Here is a 15,939-nt window from a genome sequence, read left to right as displayed (position 1 = left end):
GCCGGCCGACCGATCGACCAAGACGCGACCATGCATCCCAAGTACCGCCCGGACATCGACGGCCTGCGAGCCATCGCAGTCGGCTCGGTGCTGGCGTACCACGCCTTCCCGAGCCTGCTGCCGGGTGGCTTCATCGGCGTCGACATCTTCTTCGTGATCTCGGGCTTCCTGATCACGACCATCCTCCTGCAGAGCCTGGCGGCGGGCGATTTCAGCTACCGCGACTTCTATGCGCGGCGCATCCGGCGGATCTTTCCGGCGCTGGTGCTGGTGCTGCTGGCGACGCTGGCCTTCGGCTGGTACGTGCTGCTGCCGGGCGAGTTCTCGCAGCTGGGCAAACAGACCACGGGCGGCGCAGCCTTCTTCGCCAACCTCGTCTTCCTGGGCGAGGCCGGCTACTTCGACGCCACGGCAGAGACCAAGCCGCTGCTGCACCTGTGGTCGCTGGGCATCGAGGAACAGTTCTACATCTTCTGGCCGCTGATGCTGGGGCTGGCCTGGCGCAAGCGCTGGCCGATGCTGCGCGTGGTGCTGGTGGTGGCCGTGATCTCCTTCCTCGTCAACGTGCTGACGGTGCAGGCGCACCGCGCGGCGGCGTTCTACTCGCCGCTGTCGCGCGCCTGGGAGCTGATGGCGGGCGGGCTGCTGGCGGCGATGCGGCTGCAAGCCGCCGCTTCGGGAGCGGCGGATTCGCGCCCGTGGACGAAGCACCTGCAGTCGATCGTCGGCATGGCGCTGCTCGTGCTGGGCCTCGTCATGACGCGCAGCACGAAGGCGTTTCCGGGCTGGTGGGCGCTGCTGCCGGTGCTGGGCGCGGTGAGCTGCATCGCGGCCGGGCCGAACGGCGTGCTCAACAAGTACCTGCTGTCGAACCGGGTGATGGTGTGGATCGGGCTCATCAGCTACCCGCTGTACCTCTGGCACTGGCCGCTGCTTTCGTACGCGCGCATCGTGACCGGCGGAGAGCCGCCGCTGCAGCTGCGCATCGTGCTGGTGGTGGCGTCGGTGGTGCTGGCCTGGGCCACGTATCGTTTTCTCGAGCGCTTCGTCAAGCTGCACCTTTCGCAGGCGATGCTGCGCGGGCTGGCGGGCGCAGGTGCGGCGCTGGCGCTGGCCGGCGTGCTGGTCTTCCTGGGCACGCCATCACCGCGCCACGACAGCCCGGCACTGCAGGCGGTGGCCGACGCGACGCGCGAGGACAACTACTACGGCGGCTTCGAGGAGTCGGCGCTGGGCGACCAGTTCGTCTACCGCGCGGGTAACGGCAAGCACAACGTGCTGCTGATCGGCGACAGCCATGTCGAGCAGTACGCGCCGCGCGCGCTCGAACTGGTGCGCACGCAGCCCGACAAGGCGCGCACCGTGTACTTCGCGACCAAGGGCTCCTGCCCGCCGGTGCCGGGCCTGTTCAGCGGCCCCGACACCGGCTGCGACGAGCGGCGCAAGGCGGTGCTCGACCTGGCGCTCAAGCCGGAGATCGATTCGGTGGTGCTGGGCGCCTGCTGGAGCTGCTATTTCACCGGCGCGGGGCCGACGGTGAACTACTTCGTCGACGACCGGAAGGCGGTGCATCCGTTCATCGGTGGCGACGGCATCGACCGGTCGCTCGAGTCGCTGGGCCAGGTGCTGAAGCGCCTGTCGGCGAAGAAGACGGTCTACCTGGTGCTCGGCAATCCGGTGGGCATGGATTTCGACCCGCTCGGACAGATCCAGGGCAGCCGGCTGGGCAGGATGACGGCTGCCTCCGGGCAGGCCGGGGCGCCGATGCCGGCAGACCAGGCGCAGTTCAACGAGCGGCTGAAGCAGGTGGCGCTGGCCAACGGCGCGCGGGTCATCGAGCCCTTTGCCAGCCTGTGCGCCGATGGCCGTTGCCTTCGCAGCATGCCCGACGACGGTTCGCCGGCGTACAAGGACATCGGCCATCTCCGGCCCCGTTACGCGCGCAGCTTTGCGACGTACATCGACCTGGCGCTGCTCGACGACGGCCCGGCCGGGAAGTAAGTAGCAAGCAGCTACTGGATCTTGGGATCGCCGAAGGGTTCGTCGTCCGGCGGCGCCTCGGCCGGCATGCGGAATTCCTCGCTGGCCCACGCGCCCAGGTCGATGCCCTTGCAGCGGGCGCTGCAGAAAGGCCGGTAGGCGTTGCTCGGCGCGTAGATGCTGTCGCCCCCACAGGTGGGGCAGCGGACGATGCGCTCGCCCTTGCTGTTCACCTGCGTGGTCATGCGCAGAGGGTCAGCTCGAAAGGCGCGTCCTCCGAGCTCTGGTGCAGGCGGTCGTCCTTGTCGTGGCGCATGAGGCGCACCGAGACCATGAGGCGGTTGCCGCTGATTTCAGGGATGAGCCCCAGCTTGGGGTCGATGCGCAGGCGCAGCAGCTGGAAGCTGCGGCCCTGCGGCAGGTTCTGCTGGAACTGGCCGTTGACGGCGATCACCTTGTAGGGCACGTCGGCGTCGCGCAGCAGCTTGAGCAGCAGGTAGATCGACGAGGCCAGGGGCGAAAGCGTGTTCGACCAGCGTTCCAGGTCGGCGCGACGGCTGGCGACGGGGCGGTGCTGCCAGGCGTAGTAGGCGGGCAGGTCGAACTCGCAGGTGCCGCCCGGAATGCCGGCGCGGCTGCGGATGCTCATGAGCCACTCGTTCTCGGTCAGCGCCTGGCCCGCCTTGCCGGCCACGCTGTTGAGGGTGGCGAAGTTGCCTTCGAGCTGGCCGACGACCTGGTCGAGCACGGCTTCGGCGATGGCCGGATTGCCACGGTAGCTGTTGAAGACGTTCTTGTGCTTGTCCAGGTCGCGCAGCACGTCGGCCTTGAGGTCGGCGCGCGCGGCGACGTCCATGATCTCGAAGATCGTGACCAGGGCGTAGTGGTGGGACAGGGGGGACTCGGCCGGCACCAGCTCGCCGAGGCGGCGGAACAGGTGCTCGAGCCGCAGGTACGTGCGGATGCGCTCGTTGAAGGGGTACTCGTAGAGGATCACGCGTATCGGTTTTTCACGTCGGGTTCGGGCTCATTGTGTCTTGGCGACCGGTGGCGGAAACACCTCGCGCACAGCCTCCAGCATACGCTGCCCGAAAAGAATGTAACCCCGGGTCGACACGTGGGTCTCGTTGGCGGGGAAAAGATCCTTCATCTTGAAACGGTTCTGTTCCGCCAGGGCGAACAGGTCAGGGCCGATATTTTGCGGGTTGAACGCGGCGCGGAACGCATCGGCATGGTTTTGTTGCAAATACACGCTGGTCTTGTTCGGCACCACCATCCACACCACCTTGTAGGGCGCGGCGGTGCTCTCGAAGCGCTTCATGAACTGCGCCGACTCGGCCGTCAGCGCATGGTTGACGCGGTCTTCGGCGGTCATCAGCAGCTTGTCGCAGGCGCGGTGGCTGAACTGCTTGCAGCCTTCGGGCACCACGCGGGCGTCGATCAGCGGGCCCCAGCGGTCGGGCGTGTTGGTCCAGCTGTCGGAGGCCAGGATTTCCTTCGTGTTCTGATATGTCAACCAGCCGCTGAGCAACTGGGCGTCCCAGTTGAGCTGGAAGCCGGGGGCGGGCCTGGACGGATTCTCGAAGGGCGGCGGCGTGGGCTTGAAGGCGTGCTTCATGGTCTTGCACGACTGCGATTTCTCGATGCGGTCGTACAGCAGGCGCTCGATGCTCTCGACGATCACCACCTTGCCCTTGAAGCCCGATTTCTCGAGCCAGCCGGAGAAGTCGTCGCAAACGACGCCGCCGAGGTTGTCCCAGTGCGTGGTCGTGACCTTGTAGCCCGCGCCCACGAGGGACGACTGCCATGCGTAGCGCACGGAGAAGCTGTCGCCGATCACGAGAATGTCGGATTCGTTGATGGGCCAGGTCTTCACATCCGCGTCGGGGATGGGCGGCGGCGGCTCGTGCCAGCCGAATTCGCGTTCGGAGATGCGTCCGATGCGGGTCAGGTCGCCGTAGGGGATGGGCGTGAAGAGGCTGACCAGCAGCAGGGCGCAGCACACCAGGTAGCCGGCGGCGAAGATGCGAAGCCAGGTCCTGGCCGATTTCGTGTCTTCCATGTCAGAACTGGAAATAGAGGAAGGGGCTGTAGCTGCCGAACTTCGACACGCACAGGCCAAAAAGATAGACGCAGCCCAGGCCGGTGATCCAGGTGGCCAGGCGCTGCAGGCGCGGGCGCCCGGCCAGGCCGGCGACGCTGGGGATCCAGCGGTCGAGCGTGATGGTGGGCGGCAGCGCCAGGCAGATCACGATGCCGACCAGGAGCGTCTGGAAGAACTCCGGCTTGCGGAACGGCACGCGGAACTCGCTGAAGGCCGACACGGGGGCGCCGTGCATGCCGAGCATGCCCTTGTAGATCTCGATGGCGGCCGTCATGCTGTCGGCGCGGAACACCACCCAGGCGATCATCACGCAGACGAAGGTGATGAACCAGCCGATCACGCGGCCGTACCAGGTGGTTTCGGTCCTGCCGCGCCGCACCTTGGCATTCCAGAAGTGGTTGACCATCAGGTAGAAGCCGTGCAGCGCGCCCCAGATGACGAAGGTCCAGGCGGCGCCGTGCCACAGGCCGCCCAGCAGCATGGTAAGGAACAGGTTGATGTAGCGGCGCGCCGGGCCCTTGCGGTTGCCGCCCAGAGGCACGTAGAGGTAGTCGCGCAGGAAGGTCGACAGCGAGATGTGCCAGCGGCGCCAGAACTCGATCATGTTGGTCGACTTGTAGGGCGACCTGAAGTTGAGCGGCAGCTGCACGCCCACGCACAGCGAGAGGCCGACGGCCATGTCGGAATAGCCCGAGAAGTCGAAGTAGATCTGCAGCGTATAGGCCAGCACCCCGAACCAGGCCGTGTAGAGCGAGGGCATCACGCCTTCGTGCACGCCCTTGAACATCATGTCGGCGTACTGGCCCATCGGGTCGGCGATCAGCATCTTCTTGGCCAGGCCGAAGACGAAGATGCCCAGGCCCAGCGCGATGTTGTTGGCGTTGATCCTGTAGGTGGCCGGGCTGTTGAACTGCGGCATCATCTGCGCGTGATGCAGCACGGGGCCCGCGATCAGGTGCGGGAAGTAGGTCACGAACAGCACGTAGTGGATGAAGCTGCGCTCGTGCACCTTGCCCTGCCAGCAGTCGACCAGGAAGGCGATCTGCGTGAAGGTGTAGAACGAGATGCCGATCGGCAGCACGATGTGCACCAGGTCGATCTGCGGCAGGCCCGCGGCGGCCAGGCCGGCGTCGACGTTCTCGAGGAAGAAGTTGGCGTACTTGAAGACGGCCAGCACCCCGAGATTGACCACCAGCGCGATGATCAGGAGCGTCTTGCGGTGCTTGTCCTCCCGGCCCGGGGAAGGGGTCAGCCGCAGCCCGAACCAGTAGTTGACGCAGATCGATCCCAGCAGCAGGGGCAGCGCCTTGACGCTCCACCACCCGTAGAAGAAGAGGGACGCCAGTGCCAGGAAACCCGCCGCCGACCGGGGACTGCGCGCGCCGATCAGGAAGAAGCCGATCAGGACCAGCGGGAAGAAGACGAAGATGAAGGGATACGAATTGAAAAGCATCGTGAGGGGCGCTTGGGCGTGCGCCGTTTGACGTGGTCGTCGTGTAGCCGTCGCGGCGTCAACCCCAAATTATCGCGTGCTTGACTTAGCCCACCGTTCCCAGAAACCCCGGACCTGCTGAGCGAGTTCCTCCAGGGTCAGGGACTCGTTGTAAATCACGGCGTCGGCGGCGGCCCTGCGCGCCCTGCGCGGAGCCTGCTGGGCGATCACCGCCTTGACCGCCTCGGGCGCCCAACCCGAGCGTGCCACGACGCGCTTCAGCTGCGTTTCCTCGGTGGCGTCGACCACCAGCACCCGGTCGACGATGGCACGCCAGCGGCCGGATTCGACGAGCAGGGGCACGTCGAACACGACGACCGCATCCTCGCCGGCCGCGGCGGCCTGGCGCTGGGTTTCGGCGCCGATCAGGGGGTGGAGGATGGATTCGAGACGGGCCTTGGCGCCGGCGTCGGCGAAGACGATCTGGCGCATGGCGGCGCGGTCCAGGCCTCCGTCCGGGTCGATGATCCCGGGACCGAAGGCTGCTTCGAGGGCGGGCATCGCGATGCCGCCGGGGAGCGCGATGGCTCGTGCGATGGCGTCGGTATCCACCAGGACCGCGCCCTGGGCTACCAGCAGCCCTGCGACGGTGCTCTTGCCGCTGCCTATGCCACCCGTCAGGCCGATTCGCCGCACAACCATGCGGATGTCAATGGATCAATGCGCCGAGGGGAAAGGCGAACGGGATCCACTGCCTCACGAGTTCAGGGCCGGCCACGAGACACACGAGGCCCGCGCCGGCCAGGAAGGGACCGAAGGCGATGGGAATGTCCTTGTGCGCCAGCTTGCCGGCGATGCGAAGAGACACGCCGATCACCGCGCCCACCAGCGAAGAGACGAGGATGATCGCGATGAGGTAGTCGGCGCCGAGCCATGCGCCCAGTGCCGCCAGCAGTTTGAAGTCTCCATAGCCCATGCCTTCCTTGCCCGTGATCAGGCGAAAGCCATGGTACACAAGCCAGAGGCTCAGGTAGCCGAATACGGCGCCCCAGACGGCCGAGCTCAGCGAGACGCCGGTCCAGCCCATGGCCGCGCCGATCAGGCCCAGCCACAGCAGGGGGTAGTTGAGCGAGTCGGGCAGGAACTGGGTGTCGAAGTCGATCAGGAACTGGCAGATCAGAATGACACCGAATGTGGCCCACAGTGCCCCGGCGGGCGTGACGCCGAAGCGCCAGGCGCAAAGGGCGAAGAGGCCTCCGGTGATCAGTTCGACGAGCGGGTAGCGCGGGCTGATCGCGGTCTTGCACGACGAGCAACGCCCGCGCAGTACGGCATAGCTCAGCACGGGGATGTTCTCGTACCAGCGGATCTTGTGCCCGCAGCTTCCGCAGCGCGATGCGGGACGCGTCAGGTCGAAGGGAGGTTGTTTCTCGAGGATCTCGGCCGCCTTGTCGGCTGCTGCTTCCAGTCCGGCGGGCGCCGCGACCTTGGGGCCGAAGGCAAGCGACCACAGCGAGGGCGCGTCCTTCGACGACATGAGGTTGGCGACTGCGTCGGCGAGCCATTCGCGGTACATCATCACCGGCGTGCGGTAGATGACGACGTTCATGAAGCTGCCGATCAATAGCCCCAGGACACCGGCGAAGACGGTGTCGAACTCCCGCGAAACGAGCATCAAACGACCTGGCCGAGCTTGAAGATGGGCAGGTACATCGACACCACGATGCCGCCGATGATGGTGCCGAGGAACACGATGATGATGGGCTCCATCAGACTGGAGAGGCCTGCGACCATGTCGTCGACTTCGGACTCGTAGAAGTCGGCCGCCTTGCCCAGCATATGGTCGATGGAGCCGGACTCTTCGCCGATGGCGGTCATCTGGATCACCATGGAGGGGAACAGGTTGACGTTGGTCATGGCGGTCGTGAGGCTCGTGCCGGTGGAGACCTCCTGCTGGATCTTCGCGGTGGCGTCGCCGTACACGGTGTTGCCGGAAGCGCCGCCCACGGAGTCGAGGGCTTCGACCAGGGGGACACCGGCGGCGAACATGGTGGCCAGCGTACGGGTCCAGCGGGCCACGCAGGATTTTTCGATCAGGGCTCCGAAAACCGGGATTCTCAGCAGGAGGCGGTCCATGGTCCTTTGCACGCGCTCGTTGCGCTTCCAGGCCTGCATGAAGAAGTAGAGTCCGCCACCGATGCCGCCGAAGATCAGCCACCAATAGGACACGAAGAACTCGCTGATGCTGATCACGATCAGCGTCGGTGCAGGCAGGTCGGCTCCGAACGACGTGAACACCTCCTTGAACGCGGGAATCACGAAGATCATGATGATGGCGATCACGATGAATGCCACCACGATCACCGAGATCGGATACATCAGGGCCGACTTGATCTTGGACTTGATCGCCTCGGTCTTCTCCATGTAGGTGGCGAGCCGGTCCAGCAGTTCTTCGAGAATACCGGCCGCTTCACCGGCCTCCACCAGGTTGCAGTAGAGGTTGTCGAAGTACTTCGGAAACTTGCGGAAGGCAGCCGAGAGCGACGTACCGGTTTCCACGTCGCTGCGGATGTCGTTGAGCAGCTTGGCCACGCTCGCGTTCGCGTTGCCGCGCCCGACGATGTCGAAGGACTGCATCAGGGGCACGCCGGCCTTCATCATGGTCGCCAGCTGGCGCGTGAAGATCGCGATGTCCTTGGGCTTGATCGCCTTGCCCGAGCGCATGCGGCGCTTCTTGATCTTGGAGGCGAGCACGCCCTGGCGGCGCAGAGCGGCCTGCACCTGGTTTTCGCCGGCAGCACGAAGTTCGCCTCTTACCAGCTTGCCGTTGCGGTCCTTGCCTTCCCATTCGAAGACAAATTCCTTGTGTGTGGGCTGGGTGCGGGAGGATGCCACTGTTGCCATTCGATCTCCGGTATTCGGTATGTTCGTTATTCGTTGGTGCAGGCCACCACTTCTTCCAGCGAAGTGAGACCTTGCATGACCTTGCGCAGGCCCGACTGGCGCAGCGAACGCACGCCCTCGGCTTCCGACTGCGTGGCGATGTCGAGTGCGCTGCCGTCGCGCAGGATGATTTCCTGGATCGCCTCCGAGATCGGCATCACCTGATAGATGCCGACGCGGCCCTTGTAGCCGCTGCTGCAGGCGGAGCAGCCGACGGGGCGGTAGGGCTTCCAGGAGCCGTCCAGCTCTTCTTCCTGGAAGCCTGCCTCGAGCAGTGTTTCGCGCGGGATGTCGGCCGGCAGCTTGCAGACAGTGCACAGGCGCCGCGCGAGGCGCTGCGCCGTGATCAGGATCACGCTCGATGCGATGTTGAACGGCGCGATGCCCATGTTGCGCATCCGCGTGAGCGTGGTCGGCGCATCGTTGGTGTGCAGCGTGGAGAGCACCAGGTGACCCGTCTGCGCGGCCTTGATCGAGATGTCGGCGGTTTCGAGGTCGCGGATTTCGCCGACCATGATGATGTCGGGATCCTGGCGCAGGAAGGCGCGCAGCGCGGCCGCGAAAGTCAGGCCCGCGCGTTCATTGACGTTGACCTGGTTGACGCCGGGCAGGTTGATTTCCGACGGATCTTCCGCCGTCGCGATGTTGACGCCGGGCTGGTTCAGCAGGTTCAGGCAGGTGTAGAGCGACACCGTCTTGCCGGAGCCCGTGGGGCCGGTGACCAGCACCATGCCGTAAGGCCGGCCGATGGCATGCAGCAGTCGTGCCTTTTCGTCCGCGTCGTAGCCGAGGGCGTCGATGCCCAGTCGTGCGCTGCTCGGGTCGAGAATACGAACGACGATCTTTTCGCCGAACAGCGTGGGCAGCGTGCTCACACGGAAGTCGATCACGCGGTCGGGGCCGATCTTGAGCTTCATGCGGCCGTCCTGCGGCACGCGTTTCTCGGAGATGTCGAGCCTGGAAATGACCTTGATGCGCGAGGCCAGCTTGTCCTTGATGACGGTGGGTGGGCTGGCAACCTCGCGCAACTCGCCGTCGACCCGGAAGCGCACGCGGTAGTTGTGTTCGTACGGCTCGAAGTGGATGTCCGAGGCGCGCATGCTGACGGCGTCGAGCAGCATCTTGTGCAGGAAGCGAACGACCGGCGCGTCCTCGACTTCGGCGATTGCCTGGTCGTTGCTTTCGCTGGCCGTCTCGGCAGAGACCTCGTCGAATTCGAACTCACTGCCGACGATGCTGTTGATGGTTTCCGCAGCGCTGACGGCGGCGGCTTCGATCATTCGCGACAGCTTGTCGTATTCGGCGATGACCCAGTCGACGCCCATCTGGGAGGCGAACTTGATCTTCTCCGCCGCCTGCTGGTCGGATGGATCGGCTGTTGCAACGATCAGACGGTTGTTGCGCTTGCTGAGAACGACGATGCGGTACGCATGGCACAGCTTCTGGTCGACCAGATCCTTCGGCAGGCGCTGGGGGTCGATGGCGTCCAGGTCGAGCAGCGGGGCGCCGAAGGCCGTGGACAGGGTGTGAGCGAGGTCGGCTGCCGAGACGGCGCCGGAGCCGGTCAGCTCCGCGATGAAGCTGGTGCGGCCACTGAGGGACTTCTGGTAGATATCCTCGGCCGCCTTGGCAGGGAGCTTGCCGGCCGAAACCAGGGCACGCGCAAGCCCTGGGAGGGCAATCTGCGAGGGTTCTTTAACAGGAAGTTCGGCAGCGGCCATTCAGCGAGTGAAAAAGATGTGAAAATTTGCTTCACGATCATCGCTGAACACTCCTGTGCTGTAAATCGCTACACAGCAACAGGCATGGCCATTTGTCTATTTATGCCAGCCAAAGGCTGGTCGGGGTGAGAGGATTCGAACCTCCGGCCTCTACGTCCCGAACGTAGCGCTCTACCAGGCTAAGCTACACCCCGATGGTTGCAAGAAAGAAGAAGTCGTCCTAGATGCCAACTCAAAGAGGTGTTCAGGCACGTCGCTCAAGCAACTGAGCCGCCAATTGTAGCAAACCTGAAGCGTGCAAATTGGACGGGAAATCTTTTAATGCATGAATCGCACGCTGCGCTTCGGCTGCGGCGGCGGCACGCGAGGCATCCAGCGCTCCGGTTTCACGAACGATCTCGACGACCTTGCCCAACTGGGCGGTGTCGCCGGCCTCGATGGCGGCGCGCACCAGTTCGCTCTGCGCAGAGGTGCCTCGCTGCATCGCGAAGATGAGCGGCAGCGTGGTTTTGCCCTCGCGCAGGTCGTCGCCGACATTCTTTCCCGTCTCGTTGATGTCGCCTGCGTAGTCCAGCACATCGTCGATCACCTGGAAGGCAGTGCCGAGCGCCTGGCCGTAGGTGGCGCAGGCTTCTTCCACCTCCGGCGTGGCATCTGCCAGCACGGCGGCGAGGCGCGTGCTGGCCTCGAAGAGCTTGGCGGTCTTCGACCGGATCACGCGCAGATAGGCTGCTTCGTCCAGCGATGCGTCGTGCATGTTCATCAGCTGAAGCACCTCGCCCTCGGCGATCACGTTGGTGGCCTCGGCCAGGATCTGCATCACGCGCATGTTGTTGGCGTCCAACATCATCTGGAATGCGCGCGAGTACAAGAAGTCGCCGACCAGCACGCTGGCCGGATTGCCGAACGATTCATTGGCGGTCGCCCGACCGCGTCGCAGGGTCGATTCGTCGACCACGTCGTCGTGCAGGAGTGTGGCGGTGTGGATGAACTCCACGACGGCCGCCAGATTGAATCGCTGCTCGCCCGTGTAACCCAACGCACCTGACATCAGTAGCAGGAGTGCCGGCCGCAGGCGCTTGCCGCCGGCGGAAATGATGTATCTGGAAACTTGGCTGACCAACGGCACGCCTGTGTCGAGGCGGCGGGCGATCACACGGTCGACTTCGACCATGTCGCCGGCAATCAGGTCCAGCACGGTGGCGGTGGGGGAGGTGTCGGCGGCTGGAACTGGCAAGGCGAAGGCGCTGCTTAAGATAAGGGCAGCCCAGTCATGAAAAGGGCCGGAAGGCGCAAATTATAGGGAGCCGGCGTGGTTTGCCAGGGGCGTTTCGAGCCAAGGGTGGTTAGCGAGCACAAACCGCGCTATAATCTTGGGCTCTGCGGAATTCGCCGCGGAGACTCATTTCTAAGAGGTTTACATGTACGCGGTCATAAAAACCGGTGGCAAGCAATATCGCGTTGCTTCCGGCGAGAAAATCAAAGTAGAACAGATTGCTGCGGACGTAGGCCAGGAAATCGTGATCGACCAGGTTCTTGCTGTCGGCAACGGCGCTGAAATCAAGGTTGGCACGCCCCTGGTGTCCGGTGCAACTGTGACGGTCACGGTACTGTCGCACGGCAAGCACGACAAGGTTCGCATCTTCAAGATGCGCCGTCGCAAGCACTATCAGAAACGTCAAGGCCATCGCCAGCAGTTCACCGAGCTGCAAATCGGCGCGATCGCTGGCTAAGGAGCAGGTTCCATGGCACAGAAAAAAGGCGGCGGCTCTACGCGAAACGGGCGCGATTCCAAGCCCAAGATGCTCGGCGTGAAGGCTTTCGGTGGCGAACTGATCAGCGCAGGCTCGATCATCGTGCGTCAGCGCGGCACCCAGTTCCACCCCGGCGTGAACGTCGGCGTGGGCAAGGACCACACGCTGTTCGCCCTAGTCGACGGCCATGTGTCGTTCGGCACCAAGGGTGCGCTCAACAAGCACACGGTCAACGTGACTCCCGCGGCTTAAGCCCCGAGTCAACTCGACCTTCCCGAGGCCCCGCATTGCCGGGGCTTCTTCATTTGTAAACTGGACATCCCATGAAGTTCGTCGACGAAGCCTTCATCGACATCGCCGCCGGCGATGGCGGCAACGGCTGCGTGTCGTTCCGTCATGAGAAGTACAAGGAATTCGGCGGCCCCAACGGCGGCGACGGCGGCCGTGGCGGCCACGTCTTCGCGGTGGCCGATTCCAACCTCAACACCCTGGTCGACTTCCGCTACTCGCGTCGCCACGAGGCCAAGCGCGGCGAGCACGGCATGGGCTCCGACATGTTCGGTGCCGCCGGCGACGACATCACGCTCAAGATGCCGGTCGGAACCATCATTTCCGATGCCGAGACCGGCGAGGTGCTGTTCGAACTGCTGAAGGACGGCGAGGTCATCACCATCGCCAAGGGCGGTGACGGCGGCTTCGGCAACATGCGCTTCAAGAGCGCCATCAACCGTGCCCCGCGTCAGAAGACCCCGGGCTGGCCCGGCGAGAAGCGCAGCCTCAAGCTCGAGCTCAAGGTGCTCGCCGATGTGGGCCTGCTCGGCATGCCGAATGCCGGCAAGTCGACGCTGATCAGCGCCATCTCGAACGCCCGCCCGCGCATCGCGGACTATCCCTTCACCACGCTGCACCCGAACCTAGGGGTCGTTCGCGTCGGCCCCGAGCAGAGCTTCGTGGTCGCGGACCTGCCCGGCCTGATCGAAGGCGCATCCGAAGGCGCCGGCCTCGGCCATCTCTTCCTGCGGCACCTGCAGCGCACGCGCCTGTTGCTGCATGTGGTCGACATGGCTCCCTTCGACGACAGCATCGACCCGGTCGCGCAGGCCAAGGCCATCGTCGGCGAACTGAAGAAATACGACGCCGAGCTCTACGAGAAGCCGCGCTGGCTCGTGCTCAACAAGCTCGACATGGTGCCCGCTGACGAGCGCGCCGCGCGCATCAAGGAGTTCGTGAAGCGCCTGCGCTTCAAGGGCCCGGTGTTCGAGATCTCCGCGCTCACCCGCGAAGGCTGCGAACATTTGGTGCAGGCCATCTACCAGCAGGTCAAGGCGCAGCAGGTGGCCGAGCACCAGCCGGTCGAAGTGGATCCGCGCTTCGTGCCGCTGCCGCCCGACGGCTCCTGAGCGGCACCGGTCGGCCGGTGCCGGACCGATGGAAGACAGCACCCCAAGCAGCATTCAAGACCGTTACAACCCCAAAATGACCTCGTCGAACTCCGGATCCACTGCCTTGCGGGATGCCCGCCGTATCGTCGTGAAGGTGGGGTCCAGCCTAGTGACCAACGAGGGGCGCGGTCTCGACGAGGCCGCCATCGGCGAGTGGTGCCGGCAGCTCGCAGCGCTGGTGCGCGACGGTCGTGAAGTGGTGATGGTGTCGAGCGGCGCGATCGCCGAGGGCATGAAGCGCCTCGGCTGGCGTACCCGCCCGCACGAAGTCCATGAACTCCAGGCCGCGGCCGCCGTCGGGCAGATGGGCCTGGCCCAGATGTACGAGACCAAGCTGCGAGAGAACGAGATCGGCAGCGCCCAGGTGCTTCTGACCCACGCCGACCTGGCCGATCGCGAGCGCTATCTCAATGCCCGCTCGACCCTGGTCACGCTGCTCAAGCTGGGCGTGGTGCCGGTCATCAACGAGAACGACACGGTCGTCAACGACGAAATCAAGTTCGGCGACAACGACACGCTCGGCGCCCTCGTGGCCAACCTGGTCGAAGCCGATGCGCTGGTCATCCTCACCGACCAGAAGGGCCTCTACACGGCCGACCCGCGCAAGGACCCCGACGCGAAGTTCGTGCACGAGGCCGCCGCAGGCGACCCGGCACTCGAGACGATGGCCGGTGGCGCGGGTTCGAGCATCGGCAAGGGCGGCATGATCACCAAGATCCTCGCGGCCAAGCGCGCCGCCGGCTCGGGCGCATCCACGGTCATCGCCTGGGGCCGCGAAGCCGACGCGCTGCTGCGGCTGGCGAAGGGCGAATCCATCGGCACGCTGCTGGTGGCGCAGACCGCCAAGCACCAGGCCCGCAAGCGCTGGATGGCCGACCACCTGCAGCTGCGCGGCTCCGTTGTCGTCGATGCGGGCGCGGCCGCCAAGGTGCGAGCCGAGGGCAAGAGCCTGTTGCCGATCGGCATGACGGGCGTTTCAGGCGAGTTCTCGCGCGGGGACGTGATCGCGGTGCGCGACGTCGACGGCGTCGAGTTGGCTCGGGGCCTCGCCAACTACTCGAGCGTGGAGGCGCGGCTGCTGTGCCGCAAGCCTTCGTCCGAATTCGAACGCCTGCTGGGATACGTCGCGGAGCCGGAGATGGTTCACCGCGACAACATGGTGTTGATGCCGGGCTGAGAGAGAACGAAAAACAAACGGGGCCCATGGGCCCCGTTTTTCATTGCGCTCGACTCGAGCGCAGGTCGCTTACTGCACTTCCCGCACAGGATTGCGGATGTTCTGAACCATGTCGCCCACCGACGCACGCGGCGCGTTGCCTCGGCACAGGGCCTGCGTGGCCAGCTTGCGGGTGTAGCTGGAATTCATGTCGCTCAGGCGTTTCCACTCCGGCTTCGTCACGTCCTGCCAGGTGCCGTTGTTGTAGCGCGCGTAGCTCTTCATCTCGGCCGTGGAGCAGCGGATGCCCTCGTAGAAGGCGTTGGTCGCACCACCGCTGCGGTTCTGGGCCACCACCACGTAGCGCACGATGCCGTCGCCCGTGATTGCGATCGTCTGCGGATCGATACCGAACTTCAGGCTCATGTAGGGCGGCATTTCGATCGGCAGCAGGCGGCTTTCGCTGAAGGCGGGCGGTGGCGGGGTGGCCGTTTCTTCCCACTCCTTGTCCGTCTCGTACCGCTTGGGCGGGGGCGGCATGCCGGCCTGTGCCCAATCGGGGTTGTCGGTGTCGTGGGGGCCCGAGGCGCATCCCGCGAGGATGCCGAAACAGGCCATCAGGAGAACGCGCTCAGCGTTGCGTCGGAAGGGGCGGTGGTGCCTTGTTGTCTTGGACAGGAGGTTCATTGCTCGCAGAAGGAATGTCGGGATGCGGATCGAAACTGCCGCCGGGCGGCAGGTCCAGTCCGGGCGGCGCCCCGGCGTCCGGCGAGTGGCGCTCGAATTCTCGGGCGCGCACGTTGCTGCGCAGGAAGCGGTTGCGGAAGTCCTGCCTCGGCAGGTAACGAGCAAGCTCGGTGAGCGCCATCTCGTAGACGCCGCGCTTGAACTCGACGACCACGTCGAGCGGCACCCAGTAGTCATGCCAGCGCCAGGCGTCGAATTCGGGATGGTCGGTTGCACGCAGGTTGAGATCCCAGTCGTGCCCGATGAGTTGCAGCAGATACCAGATTTGTTTCTGGCCCTTGTAGTGCCCCCGTGCGTCACGGCGGATGAACCGATCCGGCACCTCGTAGCGCAACCAGTCGCGGGTACGGGCCACGATGCGCACATGCTCCGGGTGGAGCCCCACTTCCTCGTGCAGTTCCCGGAACATAGCCTGCTCGGGACTTTCGCCACGGTCGATGCCGCCTTGCGGAAACTGCCAGGAATGCGTGCGTATGCGTTTGCCCCAGAAAACCTGGTTTCTCTGGTTGAGCAGGATGATGCCGACGTTGGGCCTGAAGCCGTCCCGGTCGAGCATAATCAAACCCCAATTTTTGAACTGAGTCGATTATGCATGCCGGGTTGCCCTCGGCAAGCTGCCGATGCCAGGCTCTCAGGGTCTCTCCGGGGGAGCAGTTCCCC

16 protein-coding genes and 1 tRNA gene are annotated in these 15,939 nt (G+C 64.9%); 5 read left to right on the top strand and 12 right to left on the bottom strand.

What is annotated here, in order from left to right; translation table 11 throughout:
- Positions 1-30: 30 nt before the first annotated feature.
- Positions 31-2,001 carry an acyltransferase family protein gene (locus ABL840_RS31945; RefSeq protein WP_093302408.1) on the top strand — a complete coding sequence of 657 codons (1,971 nt, stop codon included), beginning with the start codon at positions 31-33 and terminating at the stop codon, positions 1,999-2,001.
- A gap of 11 nt (positions 2,002-2,012) precedes the next feature.
- Here ABL840_RS31945 and ABL840_RS31940 read toward each other — a convergent pair whose 3' ends face one another.
- From ABL840_RS31940 to ABL840_RS31895, 10 genes are all read right to left on the bottom strand, one after another.
- Positions 2,013-2,225, bottom strand: a complete 213-nt coding sequence (locus ABL840_RS31940) for a DNA gyrase inhibitor YacG (RefSeq protein WP_093302405.1) — start codon at positions 2,223-2,225, stop codon at positions 2,013-2,015.
- Positions 2,222-2,977 carry a cell division protein ZapD gene (gene zapD, locus ABL840_RS31935; RefSeq protein ID WP_093198345.1) on the bottom strand — a complete coding sequence of 252 codons (756 nt, stop codon included), beginning with the start codon at positions 2,975-2,977 and terminating at the stop codon, positions 2,222-2,224. The genes ABL840_RS31940 and zapD overlap by 4 nt, the downstream gene beginning before the upstream one ends.
- A gap of 30 nt (positions 2,978-3,007) precedes the next feature.
- On the bottom strand, positions 3,008-4,042 hold the full coding sequence (locus ABL840_RS31930; RefSeq protein ID WP_093198342.1) for a hypothetical protein: 1,035 nt from the start codon (positions 4,040-4,042) through the stop codon (positions 3,008-3,010).
- Between the two features lies 1 nt (position 4,043).
- Entirely contained in the window at positions 4,044-5,537 is a 1,494-nt protein-coding gene (locus ABL840_RS31925) for an MBOAT family O-acyltransferase (RefSeq protein WP_093302402.1), read from the bottom strand.
- Positions 5,538-5,606: 69 nt separating this feature from the next.
- Positions 5,607-6,218, bottom strand: a complete 612-nt coding sequence (gene coaE / locus ABL840_RS31920) for a dephospho-CoA kinase (protein WP_176947478.1) — start codon at positions 6,216-6,218, stop codon at positions 5,607-5,609.
- 7 nt (positions 6,219-6,225) lie between these two features.
- Positions 6,226-7,191: a prepilin peptidase gene (locus tag ABL840_RS31915; protein WP_093302399.1), complete on the bottom strand. Its 966-nt coding sequence runs from the start codon at positions 7,189-7,191 to the stop codon at positions 6,226-6,228.
- On the bottom strand, positions 7,191-8,420 hold the full coding sequence (locus ABL840_RS31910; protein ID WP_093302396.1) for a type II secretion system F family protein: 1,230 nt from the start codon (positions 8,418-8,420) through the stop codon (positions 7,191-7,193). The genes ABL840_RS31915 and ABL840_RS31910 overlap by 1 nt, the downstream gene beginning before the upstream one ends.
- 26 nt (positions 8,421-8,446) lie before the next feature.
- Entirely contained in the window at positions 8,447-10,180 is a 1,734-nt protein-coding gene (gene pilB / locus ABL840_RS31905) for a type IV-A pilus assembly ATPase PilB (RefSeq protein ID WP_093198333.1), read from the bottom strand.
- Positions 10,181-10,297: 117 nt separating this feature from the next.
- Positions 10,298-10,374 (bottom strand) — tRNA-Pro (locus tag ABL840_RS31900).
- Positions 10,375-10,424: 50 nt separating this feature from the next.
- Positions 10,425-11,417, bottom strand: a complete 993-nt coding sequence (locus ABL840_RS31895; protein ID WP_093302393.1) for a polyprenyl synthetase family protein — start codon at positions 11,415-11,417, stop codon at positions 10,425-10,427.
- Positions 11,418-11,601: 184 nt separating this feature from the next.
- Here ABL840_RS31895 and rplU point away from each other — a divergent pair, with 184 nt between their 5' ends.
- The 4 genes from rplU (at position 11,602) to proB (ending at position 14,553) form a co-directional block, all read left to right on the top strand.
- A complete protein-coding gene (gene rplU / locus ABL840_RS31890) occupies positions 11,602-11,913 on the top strand; it encodes a 50S ribosomal protein L21 (protein ID WP_057592097.1) in 312 nt (103 codons plus the stop codon).
- Between the two features lie 12 nt (positions 11,914-11,925).
- A complete protein-coding gene (rpmA, locus tag ABL840_RS31885) occupies positions 11,926-12,186 on the top strand; it encodes a 50S ribosomal protein L27 (protein ID WP_093057448.1) in 261 nt (86 codons plus the stop codon).
- Between the two features lie 71 nt (positions 12,187-12,257).
- The gene (cgtA, locus tag ABL840_RS31880; RefSeq protein WP_093302390.1) at positions 12,258-13,334 is read left to right on the top strand and encodes an Obg family GTPase CgtA; all 1,077 of its coding nucleotides are present in this window, start codon (positions 12,258-12,260) and stop codon (positions 13,332-13,334) included.
- Positions 13,335-13,410: 76 nt separating this feature from the next.
- Positions 13,411-14,553 (top strand): glutamate 5-kinase, encoded by a 1,143-nt coding sequence (gene proB, locus ABL840_RS31875; protein WP_093302387.1) that lies wholly within the window; start codon positions 13,411-13,413, stop codon positions 14,551-14,553.
- Between the two features lie 69 nt (positions 14,554-14,622).
- Here the strand turns inward: proB and ABL840_RS31870 are convergent, their stop codons facing one another.
- Entirely contained in the window at positions 14,623-15,150 is a 528-nt protein-coding gene (locus ABL840_RS31870) for a CNP1-like family protein (RefSeq protein WP_093302384.1), read from the bottom strand.
- 13 nt (positions 15,151-15,163) lie between these two features.
- Positions 15,164-15,835 carry an RNA pyrophosphohydrolase gene (locus tag ABL840_RS31865; RefSeq protein ID WP_093198323.1) on the bottom strand — a complete coding sequence of 224 codons (672 nt, stop codon included), beginning with the start codon at positions 15,833-15,835 and terminating at the stop codon, positions 15,164-15,166.
- Positions 15,836-15,939: the final 104 nt, after the last annotated feature.

The organism is Variovorax sp. NFACC27 (assembly GCF_048301545.1).
GTDB lineage: Bacteria > Pseudomonadota > Gammaproteobacteria > Burkholderiales > Burkholderiaceae_C > Variovorax > Variovorax gossypii.
This window is presented reverse-complemented; position numbering and strand designations above follow the sequence as displayed.

Coding starts and splice junctions, on each gene's coding strand:
- ABL840_RS31915 (WP_093302399.1), bottom strand. CDS start 7,191: ATGCTCGTTTCGCGGGAGTTCGACACCGTCTTCGCCGGTGTCCTGGGG.
- coaE (WP_176947478.1), bottom strand. CDS start 6,218: ATGGTTGTGCGGCGAATCGGCCTGACGGGTGGCATAGGCAGCGGCAAG.
- ABL840_RS31910 (WP_093302396.1), bottom strand. CDS start 8,420: ATGGCAACAGTGGCATCCTCCCGCACCCAGCCCACACACAAGGAATTT.
- ABL840_RS31865 (WP_093198323.1), bottom strand. CDS start 15,835: ATGCTCGACCGGGACGGCTTCAGGCCCAACGTCGGCATCATCCTGCTC.
- pilB (WP_093198333.1), bottom strand. CDS start 10,180: ATGGCCGCTGCCGAACTTCCTGTTAAAGAACCCTCGCAGATTGCCCTC.
- proB (WP_093302387.1), top strand. CDS start 13,411: ATGACCTCGTCGAACTCCGGATCCACTGCCTTGCGGGATGCCCGCCGT.
- rpmA (WP_093057448.1), top strand. CDS start 11,926: ATGGCACAGAAAAAAGGCGGCGGCTCTACGCGAAACGGGCGCGATTCC.
- ABL840_RS31945 (WP_093302408.1), top strand. CDS start 31: ATGCATCCCAAGTACCGCCCGGACATCGACGGCCTGCGAGCCATCGCA.
- ABL840_RS31870 (WP_093302384.1), bottom strand. CDS start 15,150: ATGGCCTGTTTCGGCATCCTCGCGGGATGCGCCTCGGGCCCCCACGAC.
- ABL840_RS31930 (WP_093198342.1), bottom strand. CDS start 4,042: ATGGAAGACACGAAATCGGCCAGGACCTGGCTTCGCATCTTCGCCGCC.
- rplU (WP_057592097.1), top strand. CDS start 11,602: ATGTACGCGGTCATAAAAACCGGTGGCAAGCAATATCGCGTTGCTTCC.
- cgtA (WP_093302390.1), top strand. CDS start 12,258: ATGAAGTTCGTCGACGAAGCCTTCATCGACATCGCCGCCGGCGATGGC.
- ABL840_RS31925 (WP_093302402.1), bottom strand. CDS start 5,537: ATGCTTTTCAATTCGTATCCCTTCATCTTCGTCTTCTTCCCGCTGGTC.
- ABL840_RS31940 (WP_093302405.1), bottom strand. CDS start 2,225: ATGACCACGCAGGTGAACAGCAAGGGCGAGCGCATCGTCCGCTGCCCC.